Origin of the sequence: Sphingobium fuliginis (assembly GCF_004152845.1) — a bacterium.
Classification (GTDB): Bacteria; Pseudomonadota; Alphaproteobacteria; order Sphingomonadales; family Sphingomonadaceae; genus Sphingobium; species Sphingobium fuliginis.
In genome coordinates this window covers 1-23961 of the sequence record NZ_SEON01000001.1, presented here as the reverse complement: position 1 = coordinate 23961, position 23961 = coordinate 1, and the positions used below count along the sequence as shown (strand labels likewise).

The 23961-nt window shown below is 64.9% G+C and carries 26 protein-coding genes, 3 tRNA genes and 1 pseudogene; 17 read left to right on the top strand and 13 right to left on the bottom strand.

Annotated elements, in window-relative coordinates:
* Window positions 1-82: 82 nt before the first annotated feature.
* Window positions 83-271, top strand: coding sequence for a hypothetical protein (locus EWH10_RS00150; protein ID WP_044662565.1), 189 nt, complete (start codon window positions 83-85; stop codon window positions 269-271).
* 109 nt (window positions 272-380) lie between these two features.
* Here the strand turns inward: EWH10_RS00150 and EWH10_RS00145 are convergent, their stop codons facing one another.
* A complete protein-coding gene (locus tag EWH10_RS00145; RefSeq protein ID WP_044663177.1) occupies window positions 381-770 on the bottom strand; it encodes an EF-hand domain-containing protein in 390 nt (129 codons plus the stop codon).
* Between the two features lie 255 nt (window positions 771-1025).
* Between EWH10_RS00145 and purB the strand changes: the two genes are divergently transcribed.
* The gene (gene purB, locus EWH10_RS00140; RefSeq protein WP_065846743.1) at window positions 1026-2339 is read left to right on the top strand and encodes an adenylosuccinate lyase; all 1314 of its coding nucleotides are present in this window, start codon (window positions 1026-1028) and stop codon (window positions 2337-2339) included.
* A 125-nt stretch (window positions 2340-2464) separates the two neighbouring features.
* Here the strand turns inward: purB and EWH10_RS00135 are convergent, their stop codons facing one another.
* The 4 genes from EWH10_RS00135 to EWH10_RS00120 all read right to left on the bottom strand — a co-directional run bounded on the left by EWH10_RS00135 (window position 2465) and on the right by EWH10_RS00120 (window position 4605).
* Window positions 2465-3511, bottom strand: a complete 1047-nt coding sequence (locus EWH10_RS00135) for a LacI family DNA-binding transcriptional regulator (RefSeq protein WP_130029748.1) — start codon at window positions 3509-3511, stop codon at window positions 2465-2467.
* A gap of 66 nt (window positions 3512-3577) precedes the next feature.
* Window positions 3578-4072 carry an Lrp/AsnC family transcriptional regulator gene (locus EWH10_RS00130; protein ID WP_025550938.1) on the bottom strand — a complete coding sequence of 165 codons (495 nt, stop codon included), beginning with the start codon at window positions 4070-4072 and terminating at the stop codon, window positions 3578-3580.
* A 58-nt stretch (window positions 4073-4130) separates the two neighbouring features.
* A tRNA-Pro gene (locus tag EWH10_RS00125) sits at window positions 4131-4207 on the bottom strand.
* A 104-nt stretch (window positions 4208-4311) separates the two neighbouring features.
* Window positions 4312-4605 (bottom strand): JAB domain-containing protein, encoded by a 294-nt coding sequence (locus EWH10_RS00120; RefSeq protein ID WP_044662563.1) that lies wholly within the window; start codon window positions 4603-4605, stop codon window positions 4312-4314.
* 156 nt (window positions 4606-4761) lie between these two features.
* On the opposite strand from EWH10_RS00120, the gene thyA reads away from it, so the two are divergent.
* From thyA to EWH10_RS00100, 4 genes are all read left to right on the top strand, one after another.
* Window positions 4762-5697, top strand: coding sequence for a thymidylate synthase (gene thyA / locus EWH10_RS00115; protein WP_044662562.1), 936 nt, complete (start codon window positions 4762-4764; stop codon window positions 5695-5697).
* 107 nt (window positions 5698-5804) lie between these two features.
* Window positions 5805-7100, top strand: coding sequence for a 3-methyl-2-oxobutanoate dehydrogenase (2-methylpropanoyl-transferring) subunit alpha (locus tag EWH10_RS00110; protein WP_044662561.1), 1296 nt, complete (start codon window positions 5805-5807; stop codon window positions 7098-7100).
* 50 nt (window positions 7101-7150) lie between these two features.
* Window positions 7151-8155 carry an alpha-ketoacid dehydrogenase subunit beta gene (locus EWH10_RS00105; protein WP_025550931.1) on the top strand — a complete coding sequence of 335 codons (1005 nt, stop codon included), beginning with the start codon at window positions 7151-7153 and terminating at the stop codon, window positions 8153-8155.
* A 9-nt stretch (window positions 8156-8164) separates the two neighbouring features.
* Window positions 8165-9451 (top strand): dihydrolipoamide acetyltransferase family protein, encoded by a 1287-nt coding sequence (locus tag EWH10_RS00100; RefSeq protein ID WP_044662560.1) that lies wholly within the window; start codon window positions 8165-8167, stop codon window positions 9449-9451.
* Between the two features lie 57 nt (window positions 9452-9508).
* Here the strand turns inward: EWH10_RS00100 and EWH10_RS00095 are convergent, their stop codons facing one another.
* Window positions 9509-10204, bottom strand: coding sequence for a hypothetical protein (locus EWH10_RS00095; protein WP_044662559.1), 696 nt, complete (start codon window positions 10202-10204; stop codon window positions 9509-9511).
* A 160-nt stretch (window positions 10205-10364) separates the two neighbouring features.
* Between EWH10_RS00095 and EWH10_RS00090 the strand changes: the two genes are divergently transcribed.
* Window positions 10365-10586, top strand: coding sequence for a hypothetical protein (locus EWH10_RS00090; protein WP_044662558.1), 222 nt, complete (start codon window positions 10365-10367; stop codon window positions 10584-10586).
* A 41-nt stretch (window positions 10587-10627) separates the two neighbouring features.
* Window positions 10628-11494 (top strand): EamA family transporter RarD, encoded by an 867-nt coding sequence (gene rarD, locus EWH10_RS00085; RefSeq protein ID WP_076605722.1) that lies wholly within the window; start codon window positions 10628-10630, stop codon window positions 11492-11494.
* Here the strand turns inward: rarD and EWH10_RS00080 are convergent.
* A complete protein-coding gene (locus tag EWH10_RS00080; RefSeq protein WP_044662557.1) occupies window positions 11491-12816 on the bottom strand; it encodes a dihydroorotase in 1326 nt (441 codons plus the stop codon). The genes rarD and EWH10_RS00080 overlap by 4 nt on opposite strands.
* 62 nt (window positions 12817-12878) lie before the next feature.
* On the opposite strand from EWH10_RS00080, the gene ygfZ reads away from it, so the two are divergent.
* Both ygfZ and EWH10_RS00070 read left to right on the top strand, forming a co-directional pair.
* On the top strand, window positions 12879-13616 hold the full coding sequence (gene ygfZ, locus EWH10_RS00075) for a CAF17-like 4Fe-4S cluster assembly/insertion protein YgfZ (RefSeq protein ID WP_044662556.1): 738 nt from the start codon (window positions 12879-12881) through the stop codon (window positions 13614-13616).
* Entirely contained in the window at window positions 13613-14359 is a 747-nt protein-coding gene (locus EWH10_RS00070; protein ID WP_044662555.1) for a glutaminyl-peptide cyclotransferase, read from the top strand. The genes ygfZ and EWH10_RS00070 overlap by 4 nt, the downstream gene beginning before the upstream one ends.
* Before the next feature lie 75 nt (window positions 14360-14434).
* Here EWH10_RS00070 and EWH10_RS00065 read toward each other — a convergent pair whose 3' ends face one another.
* Entirely contained in the window at window positions 14435-14902 is a 468-nt protein-coding gene (locus tag EWH10_RS00065; RefSeq protein ID WP_044662554.1) for a hypothetical protein, read from the bottom strand.
* A 173-nt stretch (window positions 14903-15075) separates the two neighbouring features.
* Here EWH10_RS00065 and EWH10_RS00060 point away from each other — a divergent pair, with 173 nt between their 5' ends.
* The 3 genes from EWH10_RS00060 (at window position 15076) to EWH10_RS00050 (ending at window position 16507) form a co-directional block, all read left to right on the top strand.
* The gene (locus EWH10_RS00060; RefSeq protein WP_044662553.1) at window positions 15076-16230 is read left to right on the top strand and encodes an AI-2E family transporter; all 1155 of its coding nucleotides are present in this window, start codon (window positions 15076-15078) and stop codon (window positions 16228-16230) included.
* Between the two features lie 41 nt (window positions 16231-16271).
* Window positions 16272-16348, top strand: a tRNA-Asp gene (locus tag EWH10_RS00055).
* Between the two features lie 82 nt (window positions 16349-16430).
* Window positions 16431-16507: transfer RNA gene (locus tag EWH10_RS00050), tRNA-Asp, on the top strand.
* Window positions 16508-16708: 201 nt separating this feature from the next.
* On the opposite strand, the gene EWH10_RS00045 is transcribed toward EWH10_RS00050, so the two are convergent.
* The 4 genes from EWH10_RS00045 to EWH10_RS00030 form a co-directional block, all read right to left on the bottom strand.
* Window positions 16709-16951 carry a DUF2842 domain-containing protein gene (locus EWH10_RS00045; protein ID WP_025552055.1) on the bottom strand — a complete coding sequence of 81 codons (243 nt, stop codon included), beginning with the start codon at window positions 16949-16951 and terminating at the stop codon, window positions 16709-16711.
* Complete coding sequence (locus EWH10_RS00040) at window positions 16948-17526, bottom strand: 5-formyltetrahydrofolate cyclo-ligase (RefSeq protein ID WP_025552056.1); 579 nt, start codon at window positions 17524-17526, stop codon at window positions 16948-16950. The genes EWH10_RS00045 and EWH10_RS00040 overlap by 4 nt, the downstream gene beginning before the upstream one ends.
* 197 nt (window positions 17527-17723) lie before the next feature.
* Window positions 17724-18059 carry a cell division protein ZapA gene (locus EWH10_RS00035; RefSeq protein WP_044662552.1) on the bottom strand — a complete coding sequence of 112 codons (336 nt, stop codon included), beginning with the start codon at window positions 18057-18059 and terminating at the stop codon, window positions 17724-17726.
* A complete protein-coding gene (locus EWH10_RS00030) occupies window positions 18052-18258 on the bottom strand; it encodes a hypothetical protein (protein ID WP_229742433.1) in 207 nt (68 codons plus the stop codon). Before EWH10_RS00030 ends, EWH10_RS00035 begins: the two co-directional genes overlap by 8 nt.
* Window positions 18259-18431: 173 nt before the next feature.
* Here EWH10_RS00030 and tkt point away from each other — a divergent pair, with 173 nt between their 5' ends.
* The 4 genes from tkt (at window position 18432) to EWH10_RS00010 (ending at window position 23737) form a co-directional block, all read left to right on the top strand.
* On the top strand, window positions 18432-20399 hold the full coding sequence (tkt, locus tag EWH10_RS00025; protein ID WP_044662550.1) for a transketolase: 1968 nt from the start codon (window positions 18432-18434) through the stop codon (window positions 20397-20399).
* Window positions 20400-20427: 28 nt separating this feature from the next.
* Window positions 20428-21438, top strand: a complete 1011-nt coding sequence (gap, locus tag EWH10_RS00020; protein WP_025552063.1) for a type I glyceraldehyde-3-phosphate dehydrogenase — start codon at window positions 20428-20430, stop codon at window positions 21436-21438.
* A gap of 74 nt (window positions 21439-21512) precedes the next feature.
* Complete coding sequence (locus EWH10_RS00015) at window positions 21513-22715, top strand: phosphoglycerate kinase (RefSeq protein ID WP_044662549.1); 1203 nt, start codon at window positions 21513-21515, stop codon at window positions 22713-22715.
* A gap of 125 nt (window positions 22716-22840) precedes the next feature.
* Window positions 22841-23737 carry a fructose bisphosphate aldolase gene (locus EWH10_RS00010; RefSeq protein WP_044662548.1) on the top strand — a complete coding sequence of 299 codons (897 nt, stop codon included), beginning with the start codon at window positions 22841-22843 and terminating at the stop codon, window positions 23735-23737.
* Between the two features lie 119 nt (window positions 23738-23856).
* Here the strand turns inward: EWH10_RS00010 and EWH10_RS00005 are convergent.
* Window positions 23857-23961 (bottom strand): annotated as a pseudogene (locus tag EWH10_RS00005) (IS5/IS1182 family transposase); the annotation flags it as partial.

The following is a 23961-nucleotide window of genomic DNA, read 5'->3' as shown; positions in this document are numbered from 1 at the left end:
CGCGTCCCACACGGCGCTTGGGCGGATTTTTGCCGCATTCGCCTTTTCTGCGCCTGTGCTTTGTTGCATATCGGGAATCACCATGACGAAGCCGACCGAAGAAGCGCCCGATAGCGCCGCCGCCGCCCCTGCCTCCACCGCCGAGACGTCCGACATGGCCTCCGCAGCGCGTAAATCGGCGGGCAAGGCGGTCTGGATGGGAACGGCCGTCGGCATAGGATCGGCCGCCATCGTCGCGGCGCTGCTCTACGCGAACAAGAAACGGGGCTGAAGCTCCCTCCGGCAAAGCGGAAAAAAAGGAGGCGGCATGGCCTTCGCTCCATGCCGCCTCATGATGCGACCCTTCCAGGGCTCTGTCCCCGCTCGGACGGGGAATTATCCTATGCCGCGCTGCCGCTCAGATAGGCGATCAGTTCCGGCTTGCTGACCGACATGCTCTTGTCCGCGTCGGCGGTGACGAAGGCGCCGTCGGCCCAGGCGGTCACTTCGGCGGGCGGAAGGGACTGGCCCGTCGCCTTCAGCTCCTGATCCTTGAGCGCCACCATCCAGCGCGAAAATTCCGCCTTGTCGAGCTGCCCGTCATGATTCTGGTCATAGGCCGGAAATTCCGTATCGACGATGGATGCGACCGCATCGCCCGGCGTCGCGGGCTGGGCCTCATTCCCCTGCGGCGAGGCCGGAGCGGCTTCCTGCGGCGCGGCTGCCCCCGCCTGCGCAAGGGCGGGCGTTGCGGCCAGGAGGGCGCCCGTCAGAAGAAATGCGCGGATCATCATCTGCTCCAGAACCGATCGTCCGTATTTCACATGGAGTAATAGCCAGATAAAACATGTGGTTCCTGACTTTTTGTTCATGCCGCTCCACTCATCTTCCGATTCGCGTCGTTTCGCCGCCCGATCCTGCCATTAATGGGATGAAGTACGGGAAAGCGGTGCTTCCTGCCCTGTCCTTGCGGTCGATTTGCCCCGGAAAGGCGGTGCTGCTAGGCGGCGCAGCGACATTCAACTCATGCACGCAGGATTCGCCCGATGGTCCCCCGTTACGCCCGCCCGCAAATGACCGCCCTTTGGGAGCCGGAAGCCCGCTTCAAAATCTGGTTCGAGATTGAGGCGCATGCGACCGAAAAGCTGGGCGAACTGGGCGTCGTGCCGGCATCCGCGGCCAAGGCGCTCTGGGACTGGTGGGCGACCAACCCCGCGATCGACGTGCCGGCCATCGACGCGATCGAGGCCGTGACCAAGCATGACGTCATCGCCTTCCTGACCTGGGTTGCGGAGCAGGTGGGCGACGAAGCCCGCTTCATGCACCAGGGCATGACGTCCAGCGATGTGCTCGATACCTGCCTGGCCGTGCAGTTGAGCCGCGCCGCCGACCTGTTGATCGAGGATCTCGACAAGCTGCTGGAGGTCATCAAGCGCCGGGCCTATGAGCATAAGCTGACCCCGACCATCGGCCGCAGCCATGGCATCCATGCGGAGCCGGTGACCTTCGGCCTTAAAATGGCAGAGGCCTATGCGGAGTTCAGCCGCTGCAAGGCGCGCCTGATCGCCGCCCGTGCCGAAGTCGCGACCTGCGCCATTTCCGGCGCGGTCGGCACCTTCGCCAATATCGACCCCCGCGTCGAGGAACATGTCGCGGAAAAGCTGGGCCTTGCCATCGAGCCGGTGTCGACGCAGGTCATCCCGCGCGACCGCCATGCGATGTTCTTCGCCACGCTGGGCGTGATCGCCTCCTCCATCGAGCGGCTCGCCGTCGAGGTCCGCCACCTTCAGCGCACCGAGGTGCTGGAGGCGGAGGAATATTTCTCGCCCGGCCAGAAGGGCAGTTCCGCCATGCCGCACAAGCGCAATCCGGTGCTGACCGAGAATTTGACCGGCCTTGCCCGCATGGTGCGCAGCTATGCCTTGCCGGCGATGGAGAATGTGGCGCTATGGCATGAGCGCGACATTTCGCACTCGTCGGTCGAGCGCTATATCGGTCCCGACGCCACCATCACGCTCGACTTCGCGCTGGGCCGGCTGACGGGCGTCATCGACAAGCTGCTCGTCTACCCTGAGCGGATGATGAAGAATCTCGACAAGATGGGCGGCCTGGTCCACTCGCAGCGGGTGCTGCTGGCGCTGACGCAGGCGGGCGTCTCGCGGGAGGACAGCTACCGCTATGTCCAGCGCAACGCGATGAAGGTCTGGGAATCGGACGGCCAGCTATCGCTGATGGAATTGCTGAAGGCCGACCCCGACGTCGCGGTCGCCCTCACGGCGGAGCAGATCGAAGAGAAGTTCAACCTCGACTATCACTTCCGCCAGGTCGACACGATCTTCCGCCGGGTATTCGGGGAATAGGATCGAACAGGCCCGGCAAGCCGTGCCGGGCCTGCCGGTTCCGTGATCCTGTGAAAGCAGGAGCACGGTGCAGCCCTGGTGGATCGCTGCCGCGCTAGAACCCGGCCCTCATGACGGAAAAGCCGTCAATGCGGAACGGCGTCCGACTGCCGCCGGATCAGCTCATAATCGAGCAGCAGATGCGAAGGCTTTTCCCCCGACTTGCCCTTGCGCGCCTTGATCTGCCGCACCAGCAATTCGACGGCGGCACGTGACATGGCGCTGATCGGCTGGCGGATCGTCGTCAGTTCAGGCCAGATCGTGGTCGCCAGCGACGTATCGTCGAAGCCGCAGACGGTCAGGTCGCCCGGCACGTCCAGTCCGCTGCGATGGGCGATGGCGACGGCCGCCGCCGCCATGTCGTCATTGCTGGCGAATATCGCGGTCGGCGGCTCGGGCAGCGCCAGAATGCGTTCCGCCGCATCCAGTCCGGAGCGATAGGTGAAATAACCCTGCTCGACCAGCGTCTCGTCCAGCTCGATACCCGCCTCCGCCAGCGCATCGCCATAGCCTTCGAACCGGCGTTGGCTGGCGCTCTGGTTCGGGTGGCCCTTGATGAAGCCGATGCGGCGGTGGCCCAGCGCGATCAGATGGCGCGTCATCGCCAGCGCCGCGGCATGGTCGTCGATGCTGACGGCCGACATGTCTGCGGGCGCTTCCCCGGTGGCGACCGCGACCGCGACGATGTCCGCCGCCTTCAGCGCATCCTTCATGGCCTGATGATCGCACAATGGGGGCGGAAGGATGACTCCGTTGATCCGGCCGCGCAACAGATGGTCGACCACCGTGTCGATGGCGGTTTCCTCATCCCATTTCTCCACCACCAGATCGACCCCGCTGCGGCTCGCCTGGTCCAGGCTGCCGACCAGGAATTCGCTCAGATAGGAGGCCGACGGGTTGCTGTAGAGCAGGCCGATACGGGTTTCGTCCCCGCCCGCCAGACTGCGCGCGGCGGCGCTGGGCGAATAGTTGAGCGCGGCGATGGCCGCTTCCACCTTTTCCTTGGTGGCGCTTCTCACGATCTGTTCGCCGTTGATGACGCGGGACACCGTCATGGGCGACACACCCGCATGTTTCGCAACATCATTGATGGTAGGGGCGTTGCGCTGCCGCCTAGAGCTTCTCGGTTCCATGGGCGTAATGGTAACGGGAAGCTCGCCCGATACTAAGCAAAATCCTCCAACCCGCTTCCGGACCGGTCAGGCGCGGCCCCTGTTCCGGGGATGGCCGCCCGCATCCAGCACGGTTTCCATCGCGACATAGGTGGAGGTGCTGGCGACATGGGGCAGGCTGGAGATCTTCTCGCCCAGCACGGCGCGGTAACGGCGGATGTCGGCGGTCCTCACCTTCAGCAGATAATCGAAGCTGCTGGCGATCATATGGCATTCCTCGACCTCGGGAATGCGGCGGACGGCGGCATTGAACTCATCCAGCGCCTTTTCGCGCGTGTCGGACAGCTTCACCTCCGCAAAGGCGACATGGTCCATGCCCAGCTTCGCGGGATCGACGATGGCGCGAAACCCGCGGATCACCCCGGTGTCGATGAGGCGACGCAGGCGAACCTGACAGGGCGTCTTGGACAGGCCCACCGTCTGGGCAAGATCGGTGACTGTCATGCGGCCATCCTCGACCAGGGCGGCGACGATCTTCCGATCGAACTCGTCCATTTCGATCGTCGTCGGCTGATTTTTCATGGATTGCGCCGTGGGAGCAGGTTGTCGCGAAAAGCCACGCATTTTCCGACAAGGATGATGGTCGGGGAGAGAGGATTCGAACCTCCGGCCCCTGCCTCCCGAAGACAGTGCTCTACCAGGCTGAGCTACTCCCCGACCGATAGCGGGTCCGTTTCGAGGCGATCCCGCTGGGCAGGCCGCAGCCTATAGAGGCGGCTTTTCCGGCTGGCAAGCGGCCGATGCGGTTTTTTTTGGGCAGCCTATAAAAGCCCCGCCTGGCGGAAGCTGAAACGGCCTTTTCCGGTGTGGATCACATGGTCCGCCAGCGCGATCTCGATCGGCCGCAGGCGTTTCGACAGGGTCCGGGTCAGCCGGATGTCGGCCCAGCGGGGAAGGGGGCTGCCCGGCCGTTGCTGTTCGATCGCCAGCCAATGGCTTTCCCATCGCAGCAGCGCGCCCACGGTGCAGTGCCAGTCCTGATCGGCGCGCAGCCGGTGGAGTGGGCGCCATTCCTCGTCCAGGACGAGGAGGTTTAGGGAAACGCATTCACACATGCGCGGCAGAATGGGCTTGCGCCGCGTGAGCGGTAGGGGAAGGCTGATCCCTTTCCGACCGGATGGCGGACAATTTGATCCGTTTCGCAGCATTTGGCGTCGGCGGGCCGCTTCGCTACAGGAGGGGACATTCGCCAGAATCATGAAAGTGTCCGCATGGCATCCTTCCCGCCCCATTATGAGCAGCAATATCTGGACTTGATGCGGCAGATCTGGCGGCATGGGGATGAGCGGATCGACCGGACGGGCGTGGGCACGCGGTCGATATTGGGCGCGACGATGCGCTTCTCCCTGGCCGACGATGCGGTGCCGCTGCTCACCACCAAGCGGGTCTACTGGAAAGTCGCGGCGCGGGAGATGCTCTGGTTCCTGACCGGCGACACCAACATTCGCGAACTGGTGCGGCAGGGCGTGCATATCTGGACCGACTGGCCGCTCGACAGCTATCGCCGGGCCACGGGCGAGGAGATCGACCGCGATGCGTTCGAGGCGCGGATCGTCGAGGATGAGGCCTTCGCGGCGCGTTGGGGCGATCTGGGGCCGGTCTATGGCGCGCAATGGGTGAATTGGCCGCGCTATGAGGAGGTCGGGGACGGGCTCTACCGCCGGGCCGCGCAGGGACATAACCAGATTGCCGATCTGGTCGAGGCGATCCGGACCAGTCCCGGATCGCGGCGTTTGCTGTTCACTGGCTGGAACGTGGCGGAAGTATCGCGCATGGCGCTGCCGCCCTGCCATATGACCTATCAGTTCCAGGTGGCGAACGGGCGCCTGAACGGGCTGCTGTTCCAGCGGAGCTGCGATCTGGGGCTGGGATTCGCCTTCAATATCTTCGGCCTGTCGATGATCACCCGGATGCTGGCGCAGCAATGCGATCTGGAGGCAGGCGAGATCGTCTGGCAGGGCGGGGACGTGCATCTCTACCTCAACCATGCCGCGCTGGTGGAGGAGCAGATCGAGCGAATTCCAGCGGGCAGCCCCAAATTGCGGATCAACCGTCGGCCTTCGAGCATTTTCGACTATCGGATCGAGGATTTCGAAGTGGTCGATTATGCGCCGCAAAGGCATATCGCCGCCCCCGTCGCCGTCTAGCGGAGGACGAGGCGCGGCCAAATGGGTCAGTAAGGCTTGCCTTTGCGGGTGTTGTAATATAATAATTGCACTGAGCAATATTATTGCAATGCACAAAAGGAGGCAGGATGAGCGACCGGATCGATTCGGACGCCGGAATGGAAGGGGCGGGGCGTAATCTGCCGCCGCTTCGGCTGCATGTGCCGGAGCCGAAATTCAGGCCGGGCGACACCGCCGATTTCAGCGATTTCGACATTCCGCCCGCGGGTGCGCAGCCAAGGCCGGACGAGACCGCGCAGCCGGGCGACATGCGCGACCTTGCCTATGGACTGGTCCGGGTGCTGGACGAGGAAGGGGCGGCGGTCGGCCCCTGGGATCCGAAGCTGCCGCCCGAAACGCTGCTGAAGATGCTGCGGGCCATGGCGCTGACCCGGGCGTTCGACGCGCGCATGTTCCGCGCGCAGCGGCAGGGCAAGACCAGCTTCTACATGAAGTCGACGGGTGAGGAAGCCGTGTCGATCGGCGCCGCGGCTGCGCTGGCCAGCGACGACATGTGCTTCCCCAGCTATCGCCAGCAGGGCATATTGATCGCGCGTGGCTGGCCCATCGTCGACATGATGAACCAGATCTATTCGAACAAGGGCGACAGGCTGAAGGGGCGCCAGCTTCCCATCATGTATTCGGCGCGGGAGGCGGGGTTCTTCTCCATTTCCGGCAACCTCACGACCCAATATCCGCAGGCGGTGGGCTGGGCCATGGCCAGCGCGGCGCGGGGCGACACGCGGATCGCGGCGACCTGGTGCGGGGAAGGGTCCACGGCGGAGGGCGACTTCCATTCCGCCTGCACCTTTGCCAGCGTCTATCGCGCGCCTGTGATCATGAATGTCGTGAACAACCAGTGGGCGATCAGCAGCTTTTCGGGCTTTGCGGGCGCCGAAGCGACGACCTTCGCGGCGCGGGCCATCGGCTATGGCATTGCCGGCCTCAGGGTCGACGGCAACGATGCGCTGGCGGTCTATGCTGCGACGCGCTGGGCCGCCGACAGGGCACGGGCCAATGCGGGCCCGACCCTGATCGAACATTTCACCTATCGCGTCGAGGGGCACAGCACGTCGGACGATCCCAGCGCCTATCGTTCCGCCGACGAGGCGAGCCACTGGCCGCTGGGCGACCCCATCGCACGGCTGCGGAAACATTGCATCGCGCTCGGCATCTGGGACGAGGAGCAGCATGCGGCGATGGACAGGGAACTGGCCGAAACGGTCCGCGACGCGGCGCGGGAGGCAGAGAAGAACGGCATCCTCGGCCACGGCCTGCACCACCCGATGGAATCGATGTTCGAGGATGTGTTCGAGGAAATGCCCTGGCACCTGCGCGAGCAGCAGCAGCAGATGCTCGACGAATGGAAGGCAGCCGGCCTGTGAGCGACATGATGAGCGAAGCGGTTACGGAAACCCACGGTGATACGGTCCAGATGAACATGATCCAGGCGATCAACAGCGCTCTGGACGTGATGATGGAGCGCGACCCCGACGTGGTCGTGATGGGCGAGGATGTCGGCTATTTCGGCGGCGTCTTCCGCGCAACGGCGGGCTTGCAGCAGAAATATGGCAAGAATCGCGTGTTCGATACGCCGATCACCGAATGCGGCATTATCGGCGTCGCGGTGGGCATGGGCGCCTATGGCCTGAGGCCAGTGCCGGAGATCCAGTTTGCCGACTATATCTATCCCGCGCTGGACCAGCTTGTGTCGGAAGCGGCGCGGCTCCGCTACCGCTCGGCGGGGGAGTTCATCTCGCCCATGACGGTGCGCTCGCCCTTTGGCGGCGGCATATTCGGCGGGCAGACGCACAGCCAGTCGCCCGAAGGCATCTTCACCCATGTGTCGGGCGTGAAGACGGTGATCCCGTCGACGCCCTATGACGCCAAGGGCCTGTTGATCGCGGCCATAGAGGATAACGATCCCACGATCTTCTTCGAACCCAAACGCATCTACAACGGGCCGTTCAACGGGCATTACGACGCGCCGGCCAAGAGCTGGGCGGGACATGCGCAGGCGCAGGTGCCGACGGGCTATTATCGCATAAGCCTGGGCGAGGCGCGGGTGGCGCGGGCGGGCGAGGCGCTGACCATAATCTGCTATGGCACGATGGTTCATGTGGTCGAGAATATGGTTGCCGAAATGGGCGTGGATGCTGAAATCCTCGACCTGCGCACGCTGGTGCCGCTGGACATCCAGGCGATCGAGCGGTCGGTGCGGAAAACCGGGCGTTGCCTGATCGTGCATGAAGCCACGCGGACAAGCGGCTTTGGCGCGGAATTGATGGCGCAGGTGCAGGAGCGGTGCTTCTACCACCTCGAAGCGCCGATCGAGCGCGTCACCGGCTTCGACACGCCTTATCCGCACAGTCTGGAATGGGCCTATTTCCCCGGCCCGGTGCGAATTCGCGAGGCCATCAACAAGATTTTGAAGGATTGAGGGGCTGTCATGGCGCTTTTTACGTTCAGGTTGCCGGACATCGGTGAAGGCATTGCGGAAGCGGAGATCGTCGGCTGGCATGTGAAGGTCGGCGACCGGGTCGAGGAAGACCAGCCGATCGCCGACATGATGACCGACAAGGCGACGGTGGAAATGGAATCGCCGGTTGCCGGCACGGTGGTCCGGCTGGCCGGGGAGCCGGGACAGCAGATCGCCATCGGTTCCATGCTGGTGGAGATCGAGACGGAAGGAGAGGGCGAAGCCTCTGCTCCCAACGTCGAGGCAGCTCCGCCGCCCGCGATCACGGCGCCCCTGCCTGAAGCGGCGGGGGAGGGCGGCGAGCGGGGCGATCCTGCCCCAGCCGTTGCTGAGGAAAGGCCGGCCGCGCCCATGCCCTCCGCTAACGTCTCCCAGCAGGGGAGGACGGCTGCGAAGGCCGATGTGCTGGCTTCGCCCGCCGTTCGGGCCCGCGCCAGGGAACTGGGCATCGACCTTTCCCAGGTGAAGCCGGGCGGCGATCATATCCGCCATTCCGATCTCGACGCCTTTCTCCTTTACGGATCGGGGCAGGGCTATCGGCCGGCCGGGCGCTCAGGAAGGCGCGCCGACGAGGAGGTCAAGGTCATCGGCCTGCGCCGCCGCATCGCGGAGAACATGGCCGCCTCCAAACGCGCCATCCCGCATTTCTCCTATGTCGAGGAGATCGACGTCACTGCGCTGGAGGAAACCCGCGAGCAACTGAATGCCCATCGCGGCGACAAGCCGAAGCTCACTCTGCTGCCGCTGCTGATCGTGGCGATCTGCCGTGCTCTGCCCGAATTTCCCATGCTGAACGCGCGCTATGACGATGAGGCGGGCGTGGTGACGCGCTATGGCGCCGTGCATATGGGGATTGCGACCCAGACCGACGCTGGACTGATGGTGCCGGTGATCCGCGATGCGCAGGACCGCAATGTCTGGCAGCTCGCGGCGGAGATAAAAAGGCTGGCCGACGCGGCCCGCACGGGCAAGGCGAAGTCGGAGGAACTGTCCGGCTCGACGCTGACCCTCACCTCGCTGGGGCCGCTGGGCGGGGTGGCGACGACGCCGGTCATCAACCGGCCGGAAGTGGCGATCATCGGACCGAATCGCATTATCGAGCGGCCGGTCTTCCGGGGCCGTGAAGTGGTGCCTGCCAAGCTCATGAACCTGTCGATCAGTTGCGACCATCGGGTGGTCGACGGTTGGGACGCGGCGAGCTTCGTCCAGGCGGTGCGGAAGTTGCTGGAAACGCCTGTCCTGCTGTTCGCGGATTAGGCTATTGGTGGTGGTGAGGGATGGCGGAACGCGGCCTTCTCCGGGCTGCCGGCCCCCTTATCGGCCGTTGTCCGCCAGCACGTCCACGCTGGTCGTGCCGTCGGCCGCTTGCGCGAACAGGAGCAGGAAGGCGCTGCCGTCATCCTTGCGCGAGCCGCCCAGTACATGGTCGCCGCCCATAACCTTGTGTTCGGCATCGAAACCCGCGCGGCGCGCCTGGGTATAGTAGAAGTCCATCACGCTCTGCCATGGGACAGGGGTCACGAATGTCGCCGCGCGCAGCGTGCATCCGTCCTTTTCCGCACCCGCCGCTTCCGTCAGCTGCGCGCCCGGATAGACGGTGAATGGTTCCGGCAGACGGCTGGCCCATTGCGCACCATGGATGAGCCGCTCGCGGCAGAAGGCGTTGCCGCCCGGCTTCTTCTGCTCGCTGGCGACGGCGGCGAGCGACGATTCGGATTCCTTGGCCTCCCCCTCGTCCGGCGCAGGCGTGGCGAGCAGCGTGCCGCCGGCGAGCTTGACGGATGCCGCCAGCGCAGCGGCGGCCTCGCCCTTCAGCGCAGGGAGTTTGGCGGTACGCTGCGGCTGGCCGGCGAGCTGCGGATCGACCACGATCTGATTGGCGAGCGCGTCCACCGCATTATTGGTGAGCTGGGCGTCGAGCGCGTTCAGATCATCCTCCTTCTTGCCGCAACCCGCCAGCGGCAGGGCGACAAGTATCGCCAGAACATAGAAAGACCGAACAGGCGGCATGGCTTCACTCCTTCGTAAACAGGGGATGAAGAGCAAAGGTTAATTTTCCGTTAGGGATATTGGTGAATCCGGAAATTCAATCCTGGGGCGGGCCAGTCTCTGCCAACTGGCCCGGCTGTCCGCCTTGCCCTGGGCCTGCCGACACGCCATTTGTGCAACCATGCTCAATATCCTGGCAGCTCTGATCGGCCTCGTCACCCTGATCCTGATGATCCCAGCGGTCTTTCCGCTGCTGGGGGCGCTCAACTGGCTGCTGGTGCCGGTCGCGCTGCTGGGCGCTTTTGTCGGCATGTTCTCGACCAAAAATGGCGGGCGCAATTTCTGTCTGGTCGTGGCGGCCTTCGGTGCGCTGCGGCTGTTCCTGGGCGGAGGCATCCTCTGAATTCCTCCCCGCCATCGGAACAGGCGGCTCGCCGCGGCCTCATCGCGGCGGTGGCCGCCTACTGCGCTTGGGGGCTGCTGCCGATCTATTTCAAGCTGCTGCATCATGTGAATGCAGTGGAGATCGTCAGCCAGCGCGTGCTCTGGTCGCTGCTGTTGATCCTGGCGCTATTGCTGATGCGGCGCAACCTTGTCGAGTTGGTTACGATATTGCGCGACCGGCGGCTTCTTTCGGCCCTCGCCGCATCGGCCGTCCTGATCGGCATGAACTGGCTGACCTATGTCTGGGCGGTGAACGCCGGGCATGTGCTCGCCGCCAGCCTGGGCTATTTCCTCAATCCGCTGGTCACCGTCGGGCTGGGCGTGCTGCTGCTCCACGAAAGACTGCGGCGAGGGCAGTTGGCGGCGGTGGGAATAGCCGCGGTCGGCGTCGCCATCATGGCGGCGACCGCCCTCACGACGCTTTGGATCAGCGTGGCGCTGGCGCTGACCTTCGCCTTTTACGCGCTGATCCGGAAATTGACGCCGGTGGCGCCGATGGTGGGGCTGGGTGTCGAGACATTGCTGTTGATGCCGCCGGCCATGGCCTATCTGTTCTGGCTGTCGGGGCATGGCGGCGTCGGCTTCGGGCAGGACATGCCGACCACCATCCTGCTGATTGCCGCCGGCGCGGTAACGACAGCGCCGCTGCTGCTGTTCGCGACCGCCGCCCACCGGCTGCCCATGGCGACGCTCGGCCTGCTGCAATATCTGGCGCCTTCCCTGCAGTTCCTGTGCGGCATATTGCTGTTCGGGGAAAAGCTGACGGCGGGCCAGATGGCGAGCTTTGCGCTGATCTGGCTCAGCCTCATCCTGTTCGCGGCGGACGGCCTGACCGCTGCCCGCCGCAATCGCCTGGCTACGGTTTAGGCGAACTCGGTCGCTTCGAACCGGACAGGCTCGCCCACCGCCTGGTTGGCCAGTGCGTCCTCCCACATCACGCGATGCCCGCGGATGATGGTGCCGATGGCCTTGCCCGTCAGTTCCATGCCCTCGAAGGGCGACCAGCCGCAGCGCGAAGCCAGCCAGTCGCTGCCGATGGTCCAGCGCTTCTTCAGGTCCACCACGGTGAAGTCGGCATCATAGCCCAGGGCGATGCGGCCCTTGCCCACCAGGCCGAAGACGCGCTGGGGACCGGAGGAGGTCAGTTCGATGAAGCGGCGCAGCGACAGCCGTCCCTCCGCCACATGGTTGAGCAGCAGCGGGACCAGCGTCTGGACGCCGGGCATGCCGCTGGGCGAGCCGGGATAGGGTTTCGCCTTCTCCTCGATCGTGTGGGGGGCATGGTCGCTGCCCAGCACGTCGGGCACGCCCTGGTTCAGCCAGTGCCACAGACCGTCGCGATGCGCGCCGGACCGGATCGGCGGGTTCATCTGCGCATAGGTGCCAAGGCGGGGATAGGCGTCCTCCGCCGCCAGGGTCAGATGCTGGGGCGTCACCTCGCAGGTCGCTATGTCCTTGTGACGGGCGATATATTCCAGTTCGGCGGGCGTCGTCACATGCAGGATATGGATGCGGCGGCGGGCCTTGCGGGCAAGGTCGATGATCCGCTTCGTCGCGATCATCGCGCTTTCATCGTCGCGCCAGACGGGGTGGGAGGACGGGTCGCCCTCCACGCGATGATCCTTGCGGGCGTTCATCCGCGCCTCATCCTCGGCATGGATGGCGACGCGGCGGGTGCCGCTGGCCAGCACGCGCGACAGGGCGTCGTCATCGTCGACCAGCAGGCTGCCGGTCGAGGCGCCCATGAAGATCTTGACCCCCGATGTGCCGGGAATCCGCTCCAGCTCCTTCAACCGCTCGGCATTGTCGGCGGTGGCGCCGACATAGAAGGCATGGTCGCACCACATGCGGTGATGGGCGCGCTTCAGCTTGTCGTGCACGCGATCGGCGGTGTCGGTATTGGGGTTGGTGTTCGGCATTTCGAACACGGCGGTGACGCCGCCCAGCACCGCGGCGCGGCTGCCCGATTCCAGGTCTTCCTTATGCTCCAGCCCCGGTTCGCGAAAATGGACCTGGCTGTCGATGCAGCCGGGCAGCACGTCCAGGCCGGTGCAGTCGATCGCCTCTCCCGCGTCGCCCAGCGCCGTGCCGATGGCGACGATCCTGCCGCCGCGCACGCCCACATCCACGCTTTCCGCCCCGCCGGGGGTGTGCACGGTGCCGTTCTTGAGGAGAAGGTCGAAAGTCATGTCGGTCTCGCCAGCTTGGGGGTGGGCTTGGATATGATGGGCGATTGTCCTACCTAAAGCCGATGACCGGCACCACCCTTACCGACCGCGCTCTCCTCAGAATTTCCGGCGAGGAGGCGAAAAGCTTCCTTCAGGGCCTGCTCACCCGCGATGTGCTGGGGCTGAAGGAGGGCGAACCGCGCTGGACCGCGCTGCTGACGCCACAGGGCAAGGCGCTGTTCGACTTCATCCTGTGGGCGGATGGCGAGGATGTGCTGATCGATTGCGAGGCGAGTCAGGCGGAAGCCTTGGCGAAGCGTCTGACGATTTACCGGCTGCGGCGCAAGGTCGCCATTGCGCGGGCCGATGAACTGGCGGTGCATTGGGCGCTGGAGGCTTCTGGCAAGCCTTTCGACCCACGTCTGTCGCAACTCGGCCATCGCTGGATCGCGCCGCCGGATGAGGGCGATGCTTCGGCGGCATTTCGGGCGCACCGGCTGTCGCTCGGCATATTCGAGGGGGTGGGCGAACTGGGACAGGACCAGATCCTATGGCTGGAAACCAATGCCGGCGAACTGGGCGGGGTCGATTATGACAAGGGATGCTATGTCGGGCAGGAAAACACCGCCCGCATGCATTATCGCAACAAGGTGAACCGGCGCCTGGTCGCGGTGCCGCTGGCCCAGGCCGACGAGAAACGGCAGAAGGCCGCGCTGGCCGATCTTGGCCTCTCCATCGAATTGCGGCGGGTGGAGGATGTCGATCCCGCGTTCCTGCCCGGCTGGCTCGCTGGGGCCGTGGCGGACCAGGCCGCCGGATGAAGCGCGCGCTTTTCGCGCTGCTGGGCGCGTGGCTGCTGATCGTTCCCGCTCAGGCGGAAACGCGCTGGACGCTCGTCCGAAGCTATCCGCACGATCCCGGCGCCTTTACCGAGGGGCTCTTCTACCATGACGGCGCCCTGTACGAGAGCACGGGTCTGGAAGGCGAGTCGGAGATTCGGAAGGTCGATCCCAAAAGCGGCAAGGTGCTGAACCGCCGGATCGTTCCCCGCCCTTATTTCGGGGAAGGCATCGTCAACTGGAAGGATCGGCTGATCAGCCTGACCTGGCGGCATCGGCAGGGTTTCGTCTGGAAGCTCGATGATTTTTCGCCGGTTTCCCAGTTCCGTTATGAAGGGGAAGGCTGGGGGCTGACGCAGGATGGGCGCAGCCTCATCATGAGTGACGGCACCGCGCAATTGCGGTTCCTGGACCCCGAAGGGCTGACCGAAGAGCGCCGGATCACGGTGACATGGAACGGCCGCCCGGTGGAGCGGCTCAATGAACTGGAATATGTGAAGGGCGAGATCTGGGCCAATATCTGGTACGACACCCATATCGTCCGGATCGATCCGCGCACGGGCGCGGTGATCGGCTGGCTCGACATCGCGCCGCTCCTGAAGGCGAGCGGCGCGAAGGACAGCGAGGCGGTGGCGAACGGCATCGCCTATGACGCGAAGGCCGACCGGCTGTTCGTGACAGGCAAGAACTGGGCCAGGCTTTTCGAGATCAGGATCGGGAAATGAATTGGGTGGCGGGCGTATTGGGAGCGGGGCGGTAAGGGCGCCTATTGGCCAATTACACCCGGATCGCCGTACCGCTTAACGAACAGTAGCCCGATAGCTCAGCCGGCCGCTCTCCCCCGGTGAAATCTCGTCCAGCACGGTCCAGCGGACATGGGTGATGTCGGCAGGCACGGCCCGACGGGTTCCGCCCAGCGGAGTTGGCAGCCAGAGGTCGGCAAGGCGCCCCCAATGAGCACCCCCATCCACCGAAACCTGCATGGCCGGATCGCTGAGGTCGAGTTGCGTACCGCGCGGCACGGCATTGGTGACGGCCAGGCCGCGCACCGGACGGTTGCCCTCATTGCGCCAGTTGACGACGAAGATAAGCTGGTCGCCCGATCCTGCACGGTCGGCGCTTTCCAGCACGCGGCGGGCGCGGCCGTTGACGTCGGTGCTGACCCGCTCCACGAACATCTGCCGCTCCAAACGGATCTCCTGCCGTGCCGACGCAAGCTGCGGCGCCGCCGTGCAGGCGAGAGCGACGAGCCAAGCCCCCAATTTCATCCCAGTCCCCCATGCTGTTTCCCGGCCGAATGTGGCAGCAGGTGCCGAAGATTTGGTTAAGACCTTGTTTCCCTTGCTATCCGCCTGTTTCGCTGATGTAAATCGTCGGGCCTAAATTGACGGACCGGTGCCGCCGGTGCAGAAAAAGGGCGGCGGGCAAGGACATTTCAGGCGTGACACCCCAGGAACAGCAGGAGATCAACCGGCGGCGGGACCGCCTGCTGGCGTCGATCGCGCTGACGACCGGGATCGGGCTCGTCCTGGCGCTACCCTTCGCCTTGAGGGAGGGGGCGGAGTTCTTCCTGCCGCTGACCGCCGCGCTGGTGATCGCCATTGCGCTGGTTCCGTTCCTGGAATGGATGGAGCGGCGGCGCGTCCCTTCCGCACTGGCGGCGCTGATGGCGGTGATCGCCTTCCTGCTGGTGGCGAATACCGCCCTCGTGCTGATCGTCGTCCCGGCGGCCGACTGGTTCCGGCTGTTGCCCGAGCGCCTTCCCCAGATACAGAATAATCTCGCCCCGTTGATCGATTTCTATTCGCAGCTTCAGCGCTTCGTCGACGAAACGGTGCAGATGCTGGCGACCGGGCCGGTGGCGGCGGCGCAGACGGCGGCGGTGGATGCGCCCCGATCGCTCCTGCAGTTCGCGGCTACCTCCGCCCCCGCGGCGATCATCCAGATGGTGTTCGCGTTGCTCATCATCTATTTCTTCCTTGCCGGCTGGACGCGACTGCGGCGGCGGACGATCAACAGCCGGGGCAGTTTCGATGGCGCAATGGCGGTGGCGCGGGTGATCCAGAATGTGGTCGACGCGACATCCGCCTATGTCCTCACCATCGCGACGATCAACCTGTGCCTTGGCTTGGCGGTGGCGTTGGCGTTGTGGCTGATCGGCATGCCTTCGCCGCTGATGTGGGGCGGAATTGTCGCGCTGCTGAATTTCGTTCCCTATTTCGGGCCGATGCTGGCGGCCGCCTTGCTGGCGCTCGGCGGGCTCATGGTGTTCGACGATGTGTGGAAGGCGCTGCTGCCCGCGGCCTTGCAGGTCGGATTCCATCTGGTGGAGGCCAATGTCATCACGCCGACGATATTGGGACGGCGGCTCACCATGAACCCCCTGCTGATTCTGGTGTCGCTGACCTTCTGGGGGTGGGTGTGGGGAACCCCGGGCGCCTTGCTGGGCGTGCCGTTGCTGATCATCATCCAGACAGTCGTGTCGGCGGCCGGAACACCGGATATCGCCGGTTTCCTGTTCGAGCGCGGCACGCTGACGGTCGACCCGCGCAAAGAAAATGACGAAAGCCGTGAAACTGATGTTGCAGGCAGTTGACAGGGGGAACGGGGCCGCATAGATGCCCGCCCACACCGAACGCGGGTGTAGCTCAGTTGGTTAGAGCGCCGGCCTGTCACGCCGGAGGTCGCGGGTTCGAGCCCCGTCACTCGCGCCACTTTCCTCAAGGGGGAAGTGGAAGGTTTTCCAGATCAGCATCGTCTGGTGGCCATTGAGGTCATGCCAAGATGCCGCCCTGCGCGGGTGTAGCTCAGTTGGTTAGAGCGCCGGCCTGTCACGCCGGAGGTCGCGGGTTCGAGCCCCGTCACTCGCGCCACTTTCCTTTATAATGGATATGGCTGGAAATGGCCAATTCAGGACATTCCCCTCCCGTAAACGGGAGGGGTTAGGGGTGGGCGCGAGCGTAGCGAGCTTCTGACTTAGCCGTTGCAAAACAGCGCAGATGCCGCGCCAGCCCACCCCCTAACCCCCTCCCGCCTGCGGGAGGGGGAATGTCCGCAATCCATCCATCCCGCCTTCAAAATCCCCGCCAGCGTCCCGTCTCCATCCAGGCAAGCAGGCGCTTCAACGGGAGCACCCAGATCCATATCAGGCCCAGAAAGACATAGACCGGCACCTGCACCATCATCGGCAGCCGTCCGATCAGCGCCGACAGGCTGCCCACAAGCACGGCCCAGAGCGCGATCAGGCCCAGGATCACGAACATGCCCACCGGCTTGCGCCAGCTCGGCTTGTAGGCTGGCCGGGGGTCCGTGCTCATGCTTCATATCCTTCGATCAGTTCGACTTCGGTCAGGATCAGGTGCAGCGGCAGATCCCATGGGTCCGCGGGCAGATCGTCATGTTCCTGCACCGACCAGCCGAGGCCGATCCTCAAGGCATCCGGATAGCGTGCGAACACCCGGTCATAATAGCCGCCCCCTTGCCCCAGCCGGTTCATCGCCCGGTCGAAGCCGATCAGCGGCGCGATGATGACGTCGGGGGTAGCCGGATCGCCCACCGGTTCGGGATGGCTGGTGCCGAACAGGCCGGGGAAAAGCTGTTCCTCCGGGTTCCAGCGCACGAAATCCATGCTGCCAAGCCGATCCAGTACGCGGGGCAGGGCCAGTGTCTTGCCCATGGCCTGCAAGGGCGCGGCCAGCCTTTGCGCGGGGGCTTCATCGTCCAGGCCCATATAGAGAGCCACCACCTCAGCGTCCGCCAGCCGATGCGCAAGGGGGGAAGGGACCACCTTGAACGCCAGCCGGTGCGCCAGCGGATCGAGCGAAGCCACGAAGGCGCGTCGCCTCTGCCGGGCGATGGCACGCAGGGTCGCCTTGTCAGTGTCGTCGCTCATCGGGGGCCTTGAATTGCGGGAGGGGGTGACGGGACCGCCTCGGCCGTGTGCTGGAAAATCCTCTGACGCCTCAACGTCAGGTGGGAACCATGTAGATCGGGCCAGAGCCCGCCCAGGGACAGTCCCCGTGGATGTGATTATCGCCTCAGGGATGTTCGCTAAAGCTCGATACCGCGCAGTGCCCGTCGCCTCTCTATTTAGGCCTGAGGAGCGGCGGCGACAAGTCTCTCGCGCAGCTTTTCTATGCGGGTGGCAAGGGATTCGAGCGCGCGGATGGCAGGCTCGTCCTCCGGCTCCAGCGCCAGGGTCTGTTGCCGCCCTATCGCCTCGCGCTTCAGGTCGTTGAGTTCGTCGGCCAGGAACAGCGCGGCGAACAGCAGCGTGCGCACCTCGGTCAGGCCCGGGGTGTTCTGCTGCGCCAGTCGCGCCTTGCGCTCGATCAGGTTGGCGAGATGCGCCAGATGGGCCTCCTCCCCGTCGCGGCAACGCAGGTCATAGACGCGCCCGGCAATGTGCAATGTGGTTTCAGCCACCGGCCTGTTCCTTCACATCCTGCCCCTTCAATTCGGTGATGAGACTGTCCAGCGACCGCAGCGCCGTGCGGGCGGCGGCGGCGTCGATGCCTGGGGAGGGGCCGGAGGCGGCCGACGCAAGGCCTTCCACATCCTGTTCGAGCCGGTCGATCGCGCGTTCCAGAGCGCGGATCGCCTGCATCATTCGGTCACTTGCCATGCTCCACGCATAGACAAAGTTTTCACCGCGCAAAAGCCGTCATTCGGCGGCTTGGCGCACCCTGGGGGCCACCCGTAGTTGACGCCTTGTCCCTGAGGCGACAAAGGGGGCGCAATTTCGATTCGCTGGCCTTAACAGGGGGCCATAGACAAGCCAGGAAAGACGCCGCTTCGATGACCGTTTCCGAAAAGTCCCTCGCCAATGCCATCCGGGCGCTTTCCATGGACGCGGTGCAGGCCGCTAACAGCGGCCATCCAGGCATGCCGATGGGCATGGCCGACGTCGCCACCGTGCTGTTCAAGGATTATCTGAAGTTCGATCCCAAGGCGCCGAAATGGGCGGACCGCGACCGCTTCGTGCTGTCCGCGGGCCATGGATCGATGCTGATCTACTCGCTGCTGCACCTGACCGGCTATGCGCGTCCGACCATCGAAGACATCGCGAATTTCCGCCAGCTGGGCAGCCCCTGCGCCGGCCATCCGGAGAATTTCGAGCTGGCGGGGGTGGAGGCGACCACCGGGCCCCTGGGTTCCGGCCTTGCCACCGCGGTGGGCATGGCGATTGCCGAGCGGCATCTGAATGCGCAGTTCGGCGACGATCTGGTCGATCACCGCACCTGGGTGCTGGCCGGCGACGGCTGCCTGATGGAGGGCATCAACCATGAGGCCATCGGCCTTGCCGGGCATCTGAACCTGGGCCGCCTGATCGTGCTGTGGGACGATAACAAGATCACCATCGACGGCGCGGTCGACCTTTCGAGCAGCGAGGATGTGCGCGCCCGCTATGCCGCGACCGGCTGGCATGTCGTGTCCTGCGACGGTCATGACATGGCCGATGTGCGCCGCGCCATCGACGAGGCGCTGGCCGATCCGCGCCCCTCGCTGATCGCCTGCGCCACCAAGATCGGTTATGGCGCACCCAACAAGGCGGGCACTTCGGGCGTCCACGGCTCCGCCCTTGGTGAAGCCGAAGTCGCTGCCGCTCGTGAATTCCTTGGCTGGTCGGCCGAACCTTTCGTGATCCCGGAAGACATTGCCGCCGCCTGGCACGCCATCGGCGCAAAGGGCGGCGACGCCCATGTGGCCTGGGCGGATCGTCTTGGTTCCAACGCGCAAAGGGCCGAATTCGAGCGCCGCATGGCCGGCGACCTGCCCGCCGGTTTCTCGCTTGACGCCTATATCGACACGCTGATCGCCAATCCGCAGAAGGTCGCCACCCGCAAGGCGAGCGAACTGACGCTGGGCGCGATCAACGACCTGCTGCCGGAGACGCTGGGCGGCTCGGCGGACCTCACCGGCTCCAACAACACCAAGACCAAGTCGACCGGGCCGCTCACCAAAGACGATTATTCGGGCCGTTACGTCTATTACGGCATTCGCGAGTTCGGCATGGCCTGCGCCATGAACGGCATGGCGCTTCATGGCGGCGTCATTCCCTATGGCGGCACCTTCCTGGTCTTTTCCGACTATATGCGCGCGGGCATCCGTCTGGCGGCGCTCCAGCAGATCCGCGCCATCCATGTGCTGACCCATGACTCCATCGGTCTGGGCGAGGACGGCCCGACCCACCAGCCGATCGAGCATGTCATGTCGCTGCGCATGATCCCGAACCTGGACGTCTATCGCCCGGCCGACATTGTCGAGACGGCTGAGTGCTGGGAACTGGCGCTGAAGGATGCCGACGGCCCGTCGGTGCTGGCGCTGACCCGCCAGAACCTGCCGCAGCTTCGCACCGAGAAGGCGGGTGAAAACCTGTCGGCCAAGGGCGCCTATCGCCTGAAGGCGGCCACGGCCGAGCGCAAGGTGGTGCTGGTCGCCACCGGGTCCGAGGTCGAGATCGCCGTCGCTACCGCCGCGCTGCTGGAAGAGCAGGGCATCGGCGCGGACGTCGTCTCCATGCCGAGCTGGGCGCATTTCGATGCGCAGCCGCAGGCGTATAAGGATGATCTCCTTCCGCACCATGTCCTGCGCGCCTCGATTGAGGCAGGCACCACTTTCGGGTGGGAGCGTTATGTCGGCATCGCCGGCCTGCGTTTCGGCATCGATACGTTCGGCGCCTCGGCTCCGGCGGAAGTGCTCTACGATCATTTCGGCCTGACCGCCGCCAAGATCGCGCCGCAGATCGTGGCCGCGCTCGACTGAAATTCAAACCAACCGGGAGACAAGTGCAGTGGCAACGAAGGTAGCAATCAACGGTTTCGGCCGCATCGGTCGTCTGGTCGCCCGTGCGATTCTCTCGCGCACCGACCATGATCTGGAACTGGTGAGCATCAACGACCTGGGCGACGCCAAGTCGAATGCCCTGCTGTTCAAGCGTGATTCCGTGCACGGCAACTGGGCCGGCGAAGTGAGCGTCGACGGCAATTTCCTGGTCATCGACGGCAAGCGTATCGCCGTGACCGCCGAACGCGACCCCGCCAAGCTGCCCCATGCCGCCCAGGGCGTGGACGTCGCGCTGGAGTGCACCGGCATTTTCGCGGACAAGGAAAAGGCCAGCGCGCACCTGACCGCGGGCGCCAAGCGCGTCGTCATCTCCGCTCCCGCCACCGGCGTCGACAAGACCGTGGTTTTCGGCGTCAATCATGAGACGCTGAGCGCCGGCGACGTCGTCATCTCGAATGCGAGCTGCACCACCAACTGCCTCGCGCCGCTGGCGAAGGTCCTGCATGACGCCATCGGCATCGAAAAGGGCTTCATGACCACGATCCACAGCTACACCAACGACCAGAACACGCTGGATCAGCTTCACAAGGACATGCGCCGCGCCCGCGCCGCCGCCCTGTCGATGATCCCGACCACCACCGGCGCCGCTCGCGCTGTCGGGGAGGTGATGCCGGAACTGAAGGGCAAGCTGGACGGTTCGTCGGTGCGCGTGCCGACCCCGAACGTTTCGGTCGTCGACCTGAAGTTCATCGCCAAGCGCGCCACCACCGTCCAGGAAGTCAACGAACTGCTGAAGGCCGCTTCGGAATCCGGCCCGCTGAAGGGCATTCTTGGCTATTCGGAGGAGCCGCTGGTGTCCATCGACTATAATGGCGATCCGCGCAGCTCGACCGTCGACAGCCTGGAAACGGCGGTGATCGACGGCACGCTGGTCCGCGTGCTGAGCTGGTACGACAATGAATGGGGCTTCTCGAACCGCATGATCGACACCACCGGGGTCGTGGCGAAGTTCCTCTAAAAGACCATCAGCCCCGCCGGACCGTCCGGCGGGGTTTTTCATCACCATCCTTATTTTCGCAGCAGGGAGCGATCATGGCAAAGCCGTTCAAGACACTCGACGACATGGAAGACATCACGGGCAAGGTGGTGCTGGTGCGCGAGGATCTGAACGTGCCGATGCAGGATGGTTCCGTCTCCGACGACACCCGCCTGCGCGCGGCGATGCCCACCGTGCTGGAACTGGCCGATCGGGGCGCCAAGGTTCTGATCCTTGCCCATTTCGGCCGTCCCAAGGGCCAGAAGAACCCCGAATTCTCGCTCTCCAAGATCACTCGCCCGCTGACCGCCGTGCTGGGCCGCGACGTGCAGTTCATCCCCGACTGTCAGGGCGAGGCGGCTGTCGACGGCATCAAGGTGATGCGCAACGGCGACATCGCGATCCTGGAGAACACCCGCTTCCATGCCGGCGAGGAAAAGAACGATCCCGCGCTGGTGGAGGCGATGGCGGCGATTGGCGACCTGTATGTCAACGACGCCTTTTCCGCCGCGCATCGCGCCCATGCCTCGACCGAGGGGCTGGCGCACAAGCTGCCCGCCTTTGCCGGCCGATCGATGGAGAAGGAACTGGACGCGCTGCAGGCCGCGCTGGGCGAACCGGTGAAGCCGGTCGCGGCGGTCGTCGGCGGGGCGAAGGTGTCGACCAAGCTCGACGTGCTCAACAACCTCGTCGCCAAGGTCGATCATCTGATCATCGGCGGCGGCATGGCCAATACCTTCCTGTTCGCGCGCGGCGTGGATGTCGGCAAGTCGCTGTGCGAGAAGGATCTGGCGGAGACCGCGGAGGCGATCTTCGACAAGGCGGAAGCGGCGGGCTGCACCATCCATCTGCCCTATGACGTCGTCGTGGCGAAGGAATTTGCCGCCAACCCGCCCTCCTTGCGCACATGCAACGTGCATGAGGTGGCAGAGGATGAGATGATCCTCGACGTCGGCCCAGCGGCGGTCGAGGCGTTGGGCGATGCGCTGAAGAATTGCCGGACTTTGGTATGGAACGGCCCGCTGGGCGCATTCGAGATCGCGCCCTTCGACAAGGCGACCGTGGCGCTGGCCAAGACCGCGGCGGCGCTCACCAAGGAAGGCGGGCTGACGTCCGTCGCGGGTGGCGGCGATACCGTCGCGGCGCTCAACCATGCGGGCGTGGCGGGCGATTTCAGCTTCGTCTCCACCGCTGGCGGCGCGTTCCTGGAGTGGATGGAAGGCAAGGAGCTGCCCGGCGTCAAGGCGCTGATGGCCTGATTCAGATTGCGGCGCGCGCCTTGGAGAGTGGCGCGCTCCGCTCGACCATGGACGCCGTGCAATGGCGTCCGCCCCCTAGACGCGCTGCCGGGAGGGCGGCGCATCCAACCAAGAGGTATGTGCAGATGCAGTTCGAGGACATGAAGGCGAAGATCGAGGGCGGCAACGGCTTCATCGCGGCGCTCGACCAGAGCGGCGGTTCGACGCCCAAGGCGCTGAAGGGCTATGGCATCGAGGAAGACGCCTGGTCCACCGAAGAGGAAATGTTCGCGCTGATCCACGATATGCGCAGCCGCATCATCACCTCGCCTGTCTTTTCGGGCGAGAAGGTGCTGGGCGCGATCCTGTTCGAGCGCACCATGGACGGCGAAGCGGGCGGCAAATCGGTTCCGCAGGCGCTGATCGAGCGCGGCGTCGTGCCCTTCATCAAGATCGACAAGGGGCTGGAGGATGAAGCGAACGGCGTTCAGTTGATGAAGCCGAACCCCGGCCTCGACACCTTGCTGCACCGCGCCAAGGCGCTGGGCGTGTTCGGCACCAAGGAGCGTTCGGTCATCAACCTCGCCAATCGCGAGGGCATCGCCGCCGTCGTCAGGCAGCAGTTCGAGGTCGGTCGGCAGGTGCTGGCCGCAGGGCTCGTTCCGATCATCGAGCCGGAAGTCAACATCAAGAGCCCGGAACGCGCAGAGGCCGACCAGATCCTGCTGGAGGAAATCCTCAAGAATCTCGACGCGCTGCCGGGAGACGACAAGGTGATGCTGAAGCTGTCGCTGCCGACCAAGGCCGGTCTGTTCGATCCGCTGGTCGACCATCCCCGCGTGCTGCGCGTCGTCGCCTTGTCCGGCGGTTTCTCGCGTTCCGAAGCCTGCGTCGAGCTGGCCAGGAATCGCGGCATCATCGCCAGCTTCAGCCGCGCGCTGCTGAACGACCTGCGCCACCAGATGAGCGACGAGGAGTTCAACGCCTCGCTGGGCGAAGCGATCGACGAGATTCACGGCGCTTCCACCAGCAAGGCGGCCTGATCTGCGGTGACGGTCGTGAGCGCCCGGAAGGCGCTCGCGGCCGGTCCGCCGTGCTCCCGCCTTCGCAGGAGCACGGTTCGGTTCTGACGGGGTGAAACTAGGCCGTAGTGACGATTTAATCATTTGAGCCATAGCATGATGCTGGCGAGTTTGACGAAGCCGAGGAAGTTTGCGGCGAGTTTGTCATAGCGTGTTGCGATACGGCGCCACTGCTTGAGCTTGGC

Excerpts from the sequence above, each read along its gene's own strand:
- EWH10_RS00150 (WP_044662565.1), top strand. The coding sequence starts at position 83 with ATGACGAAGCCGACCGAAGAAGCGCCCGATAGCGCCGCCGCCGCCCCT.
- EWH10_RS00145 (WP_044663177.1), bottom strand. The coding sequence starts at position 770 with ATGATCCGCGCATTTCTTCTGACGGGCGCCCTCCTGGCCGCAACGCCC.
- purB (WP_065846743.1), top strand. The coding sequence starts at position 1,026 with ATGGTCCCCCGTTACGCCCGCCCGCAAATGACCGCCCTTTGGGAGCCG.
- EWH10_RS00135 (WP_130029748.1), bottom strand. The coding sequence starts at position 3,511 with ATGGAACCGAGAAGCTCTAGGCGGCAGCGCAACGCCCCTACCATCAAT.
- EWH10_RS00130 (WP_025550938.1), bottom strand. The coding sequence starts at position 4,072 with ATGAAAAATCAGCCGACGACGATCGAAATGGACGAGTTCGATCGGAAG.
- EWH10_RS00120 (WP_044662563.1), bottom strand. The coding sequence starts at position 4,605 with ATGTGTGAATGCGTTTCCCTAAACCTCCTCGTCCTGGACGAGGAATGG.
- thyA (WP_044662562.1), top strand. The coding sequence starts at position 4,762 with ATGGCATCCTTCCCGCCCCATTATGAGCAGCAATATCTGGACTTGATG.
- EWH10_RS00110 (WP_044662561.1), top strand. The coding sequence starts at position 5,805 with ATGAGCGACCGGATCGATTCGGACGCCGGAATGGAAGGGGCGGGGCGT.
- EWH10_RS00105 (WP_025550931.1), top strand. The coding sequence starts at position 7,151 with ATGAACATGATCCAGGCGATCAACAGCGCTCTGGACGTGATGATGGAG.
- EWH10_RS00100 (WP_044662560.1), top strand. The coding sequence starts at position 8,165 with ATGGCGCTTTTTACGTTCAGGTTGCCGGACATCGGTGAAGGCATTGCG.
- EWH10_RS00095 (WP_044662559.1), bottom strand. The coding sequence starts at position 10,204 with ATGCCGCCTGTTCGGTCTTTCTATGTTCTGGCGATACTTGTCGCCCTG.
- EWH10_RS00090 (WP_044662558.1), top strand. The coding sequence starts at position 10,365 with ATGCTCAATATCCTGGCAGCTCTGATCGGCCTCGTCACCCTGATCCTG.
- EWH10_RS00080 (WP_044662557.1), bottom strand. The coding sequence starts at position 12,816 with ATGACTTTCGACCTTCTCCTCAAGAACGGCACCGTGCACACCCCCGGC.
- ygfZ (WP_044662556.1), top strand. The coding sequence starts at position 12,879 with ATGACCGGCACCACCCTTACCGACCGCGCTCTCCTCAGAATTTCCGGC.
- EWH10_RS00070 (WP_044662555.1), top strand. The coding sequence starts at position 13,613 with ATGAAGCGCGCGCTTTTCGCGCTGCTGGGCGCGTGGCTGCTGATCGTT.
- EWH10_RS00065 (WP_044662554.1), bottom strand. The coding sequence starts at position 14,902 with ATGAAATTGGGGGCTTGGCTCGTCGCTCTCGCCTGCACGGCGGCGCCG.
- EWH10_RS00045 (WP_025552055.1), bottom strand. The coding sequence starts at position 16,951 with ATGAGCACGGACCCCCGGCCAGCCTACAAGCCGAGCTGGCGCAAGCCG.
- EWH10_RS00040 (WP_025552056.1), bottom strand. The coding sequence starts at position 17,526 with ATGAGCGACGACACTGACAAGGCGACCCTGCGTGCCATCGCCCGGCAG.
- EWH10_RS00030 (WP_229742433.1), bottom strand. The coding sequence starts at position 18,258 with ATGGCAAGTGACCGAATGATGCAGGCGATCCGCGCTCTGGAACGCGCG.
- tkt (WP_044662550.1), top strand. The coding sequence starts at position 18,432 with ATGACCGTTTCCGAAAAGTCCCTCGCCAATGCCATCCGGGCGCTTTCC.
- EWH10_RS00015 (WP_044662549.1), top strand. The coding sequence starts at position 21,513 with ATGGCAAAGCCGTTCAAGACACTCGACGACATGGAAGACATCACGGGC.
- EWH10_RS00010 (WP_044662548.1), top strand. The coding sequence starts at position 22,841 with ATGCAGTTCGAGGACATGAAGGCGAAGATCGAGGGCGGCAACGGCTTC.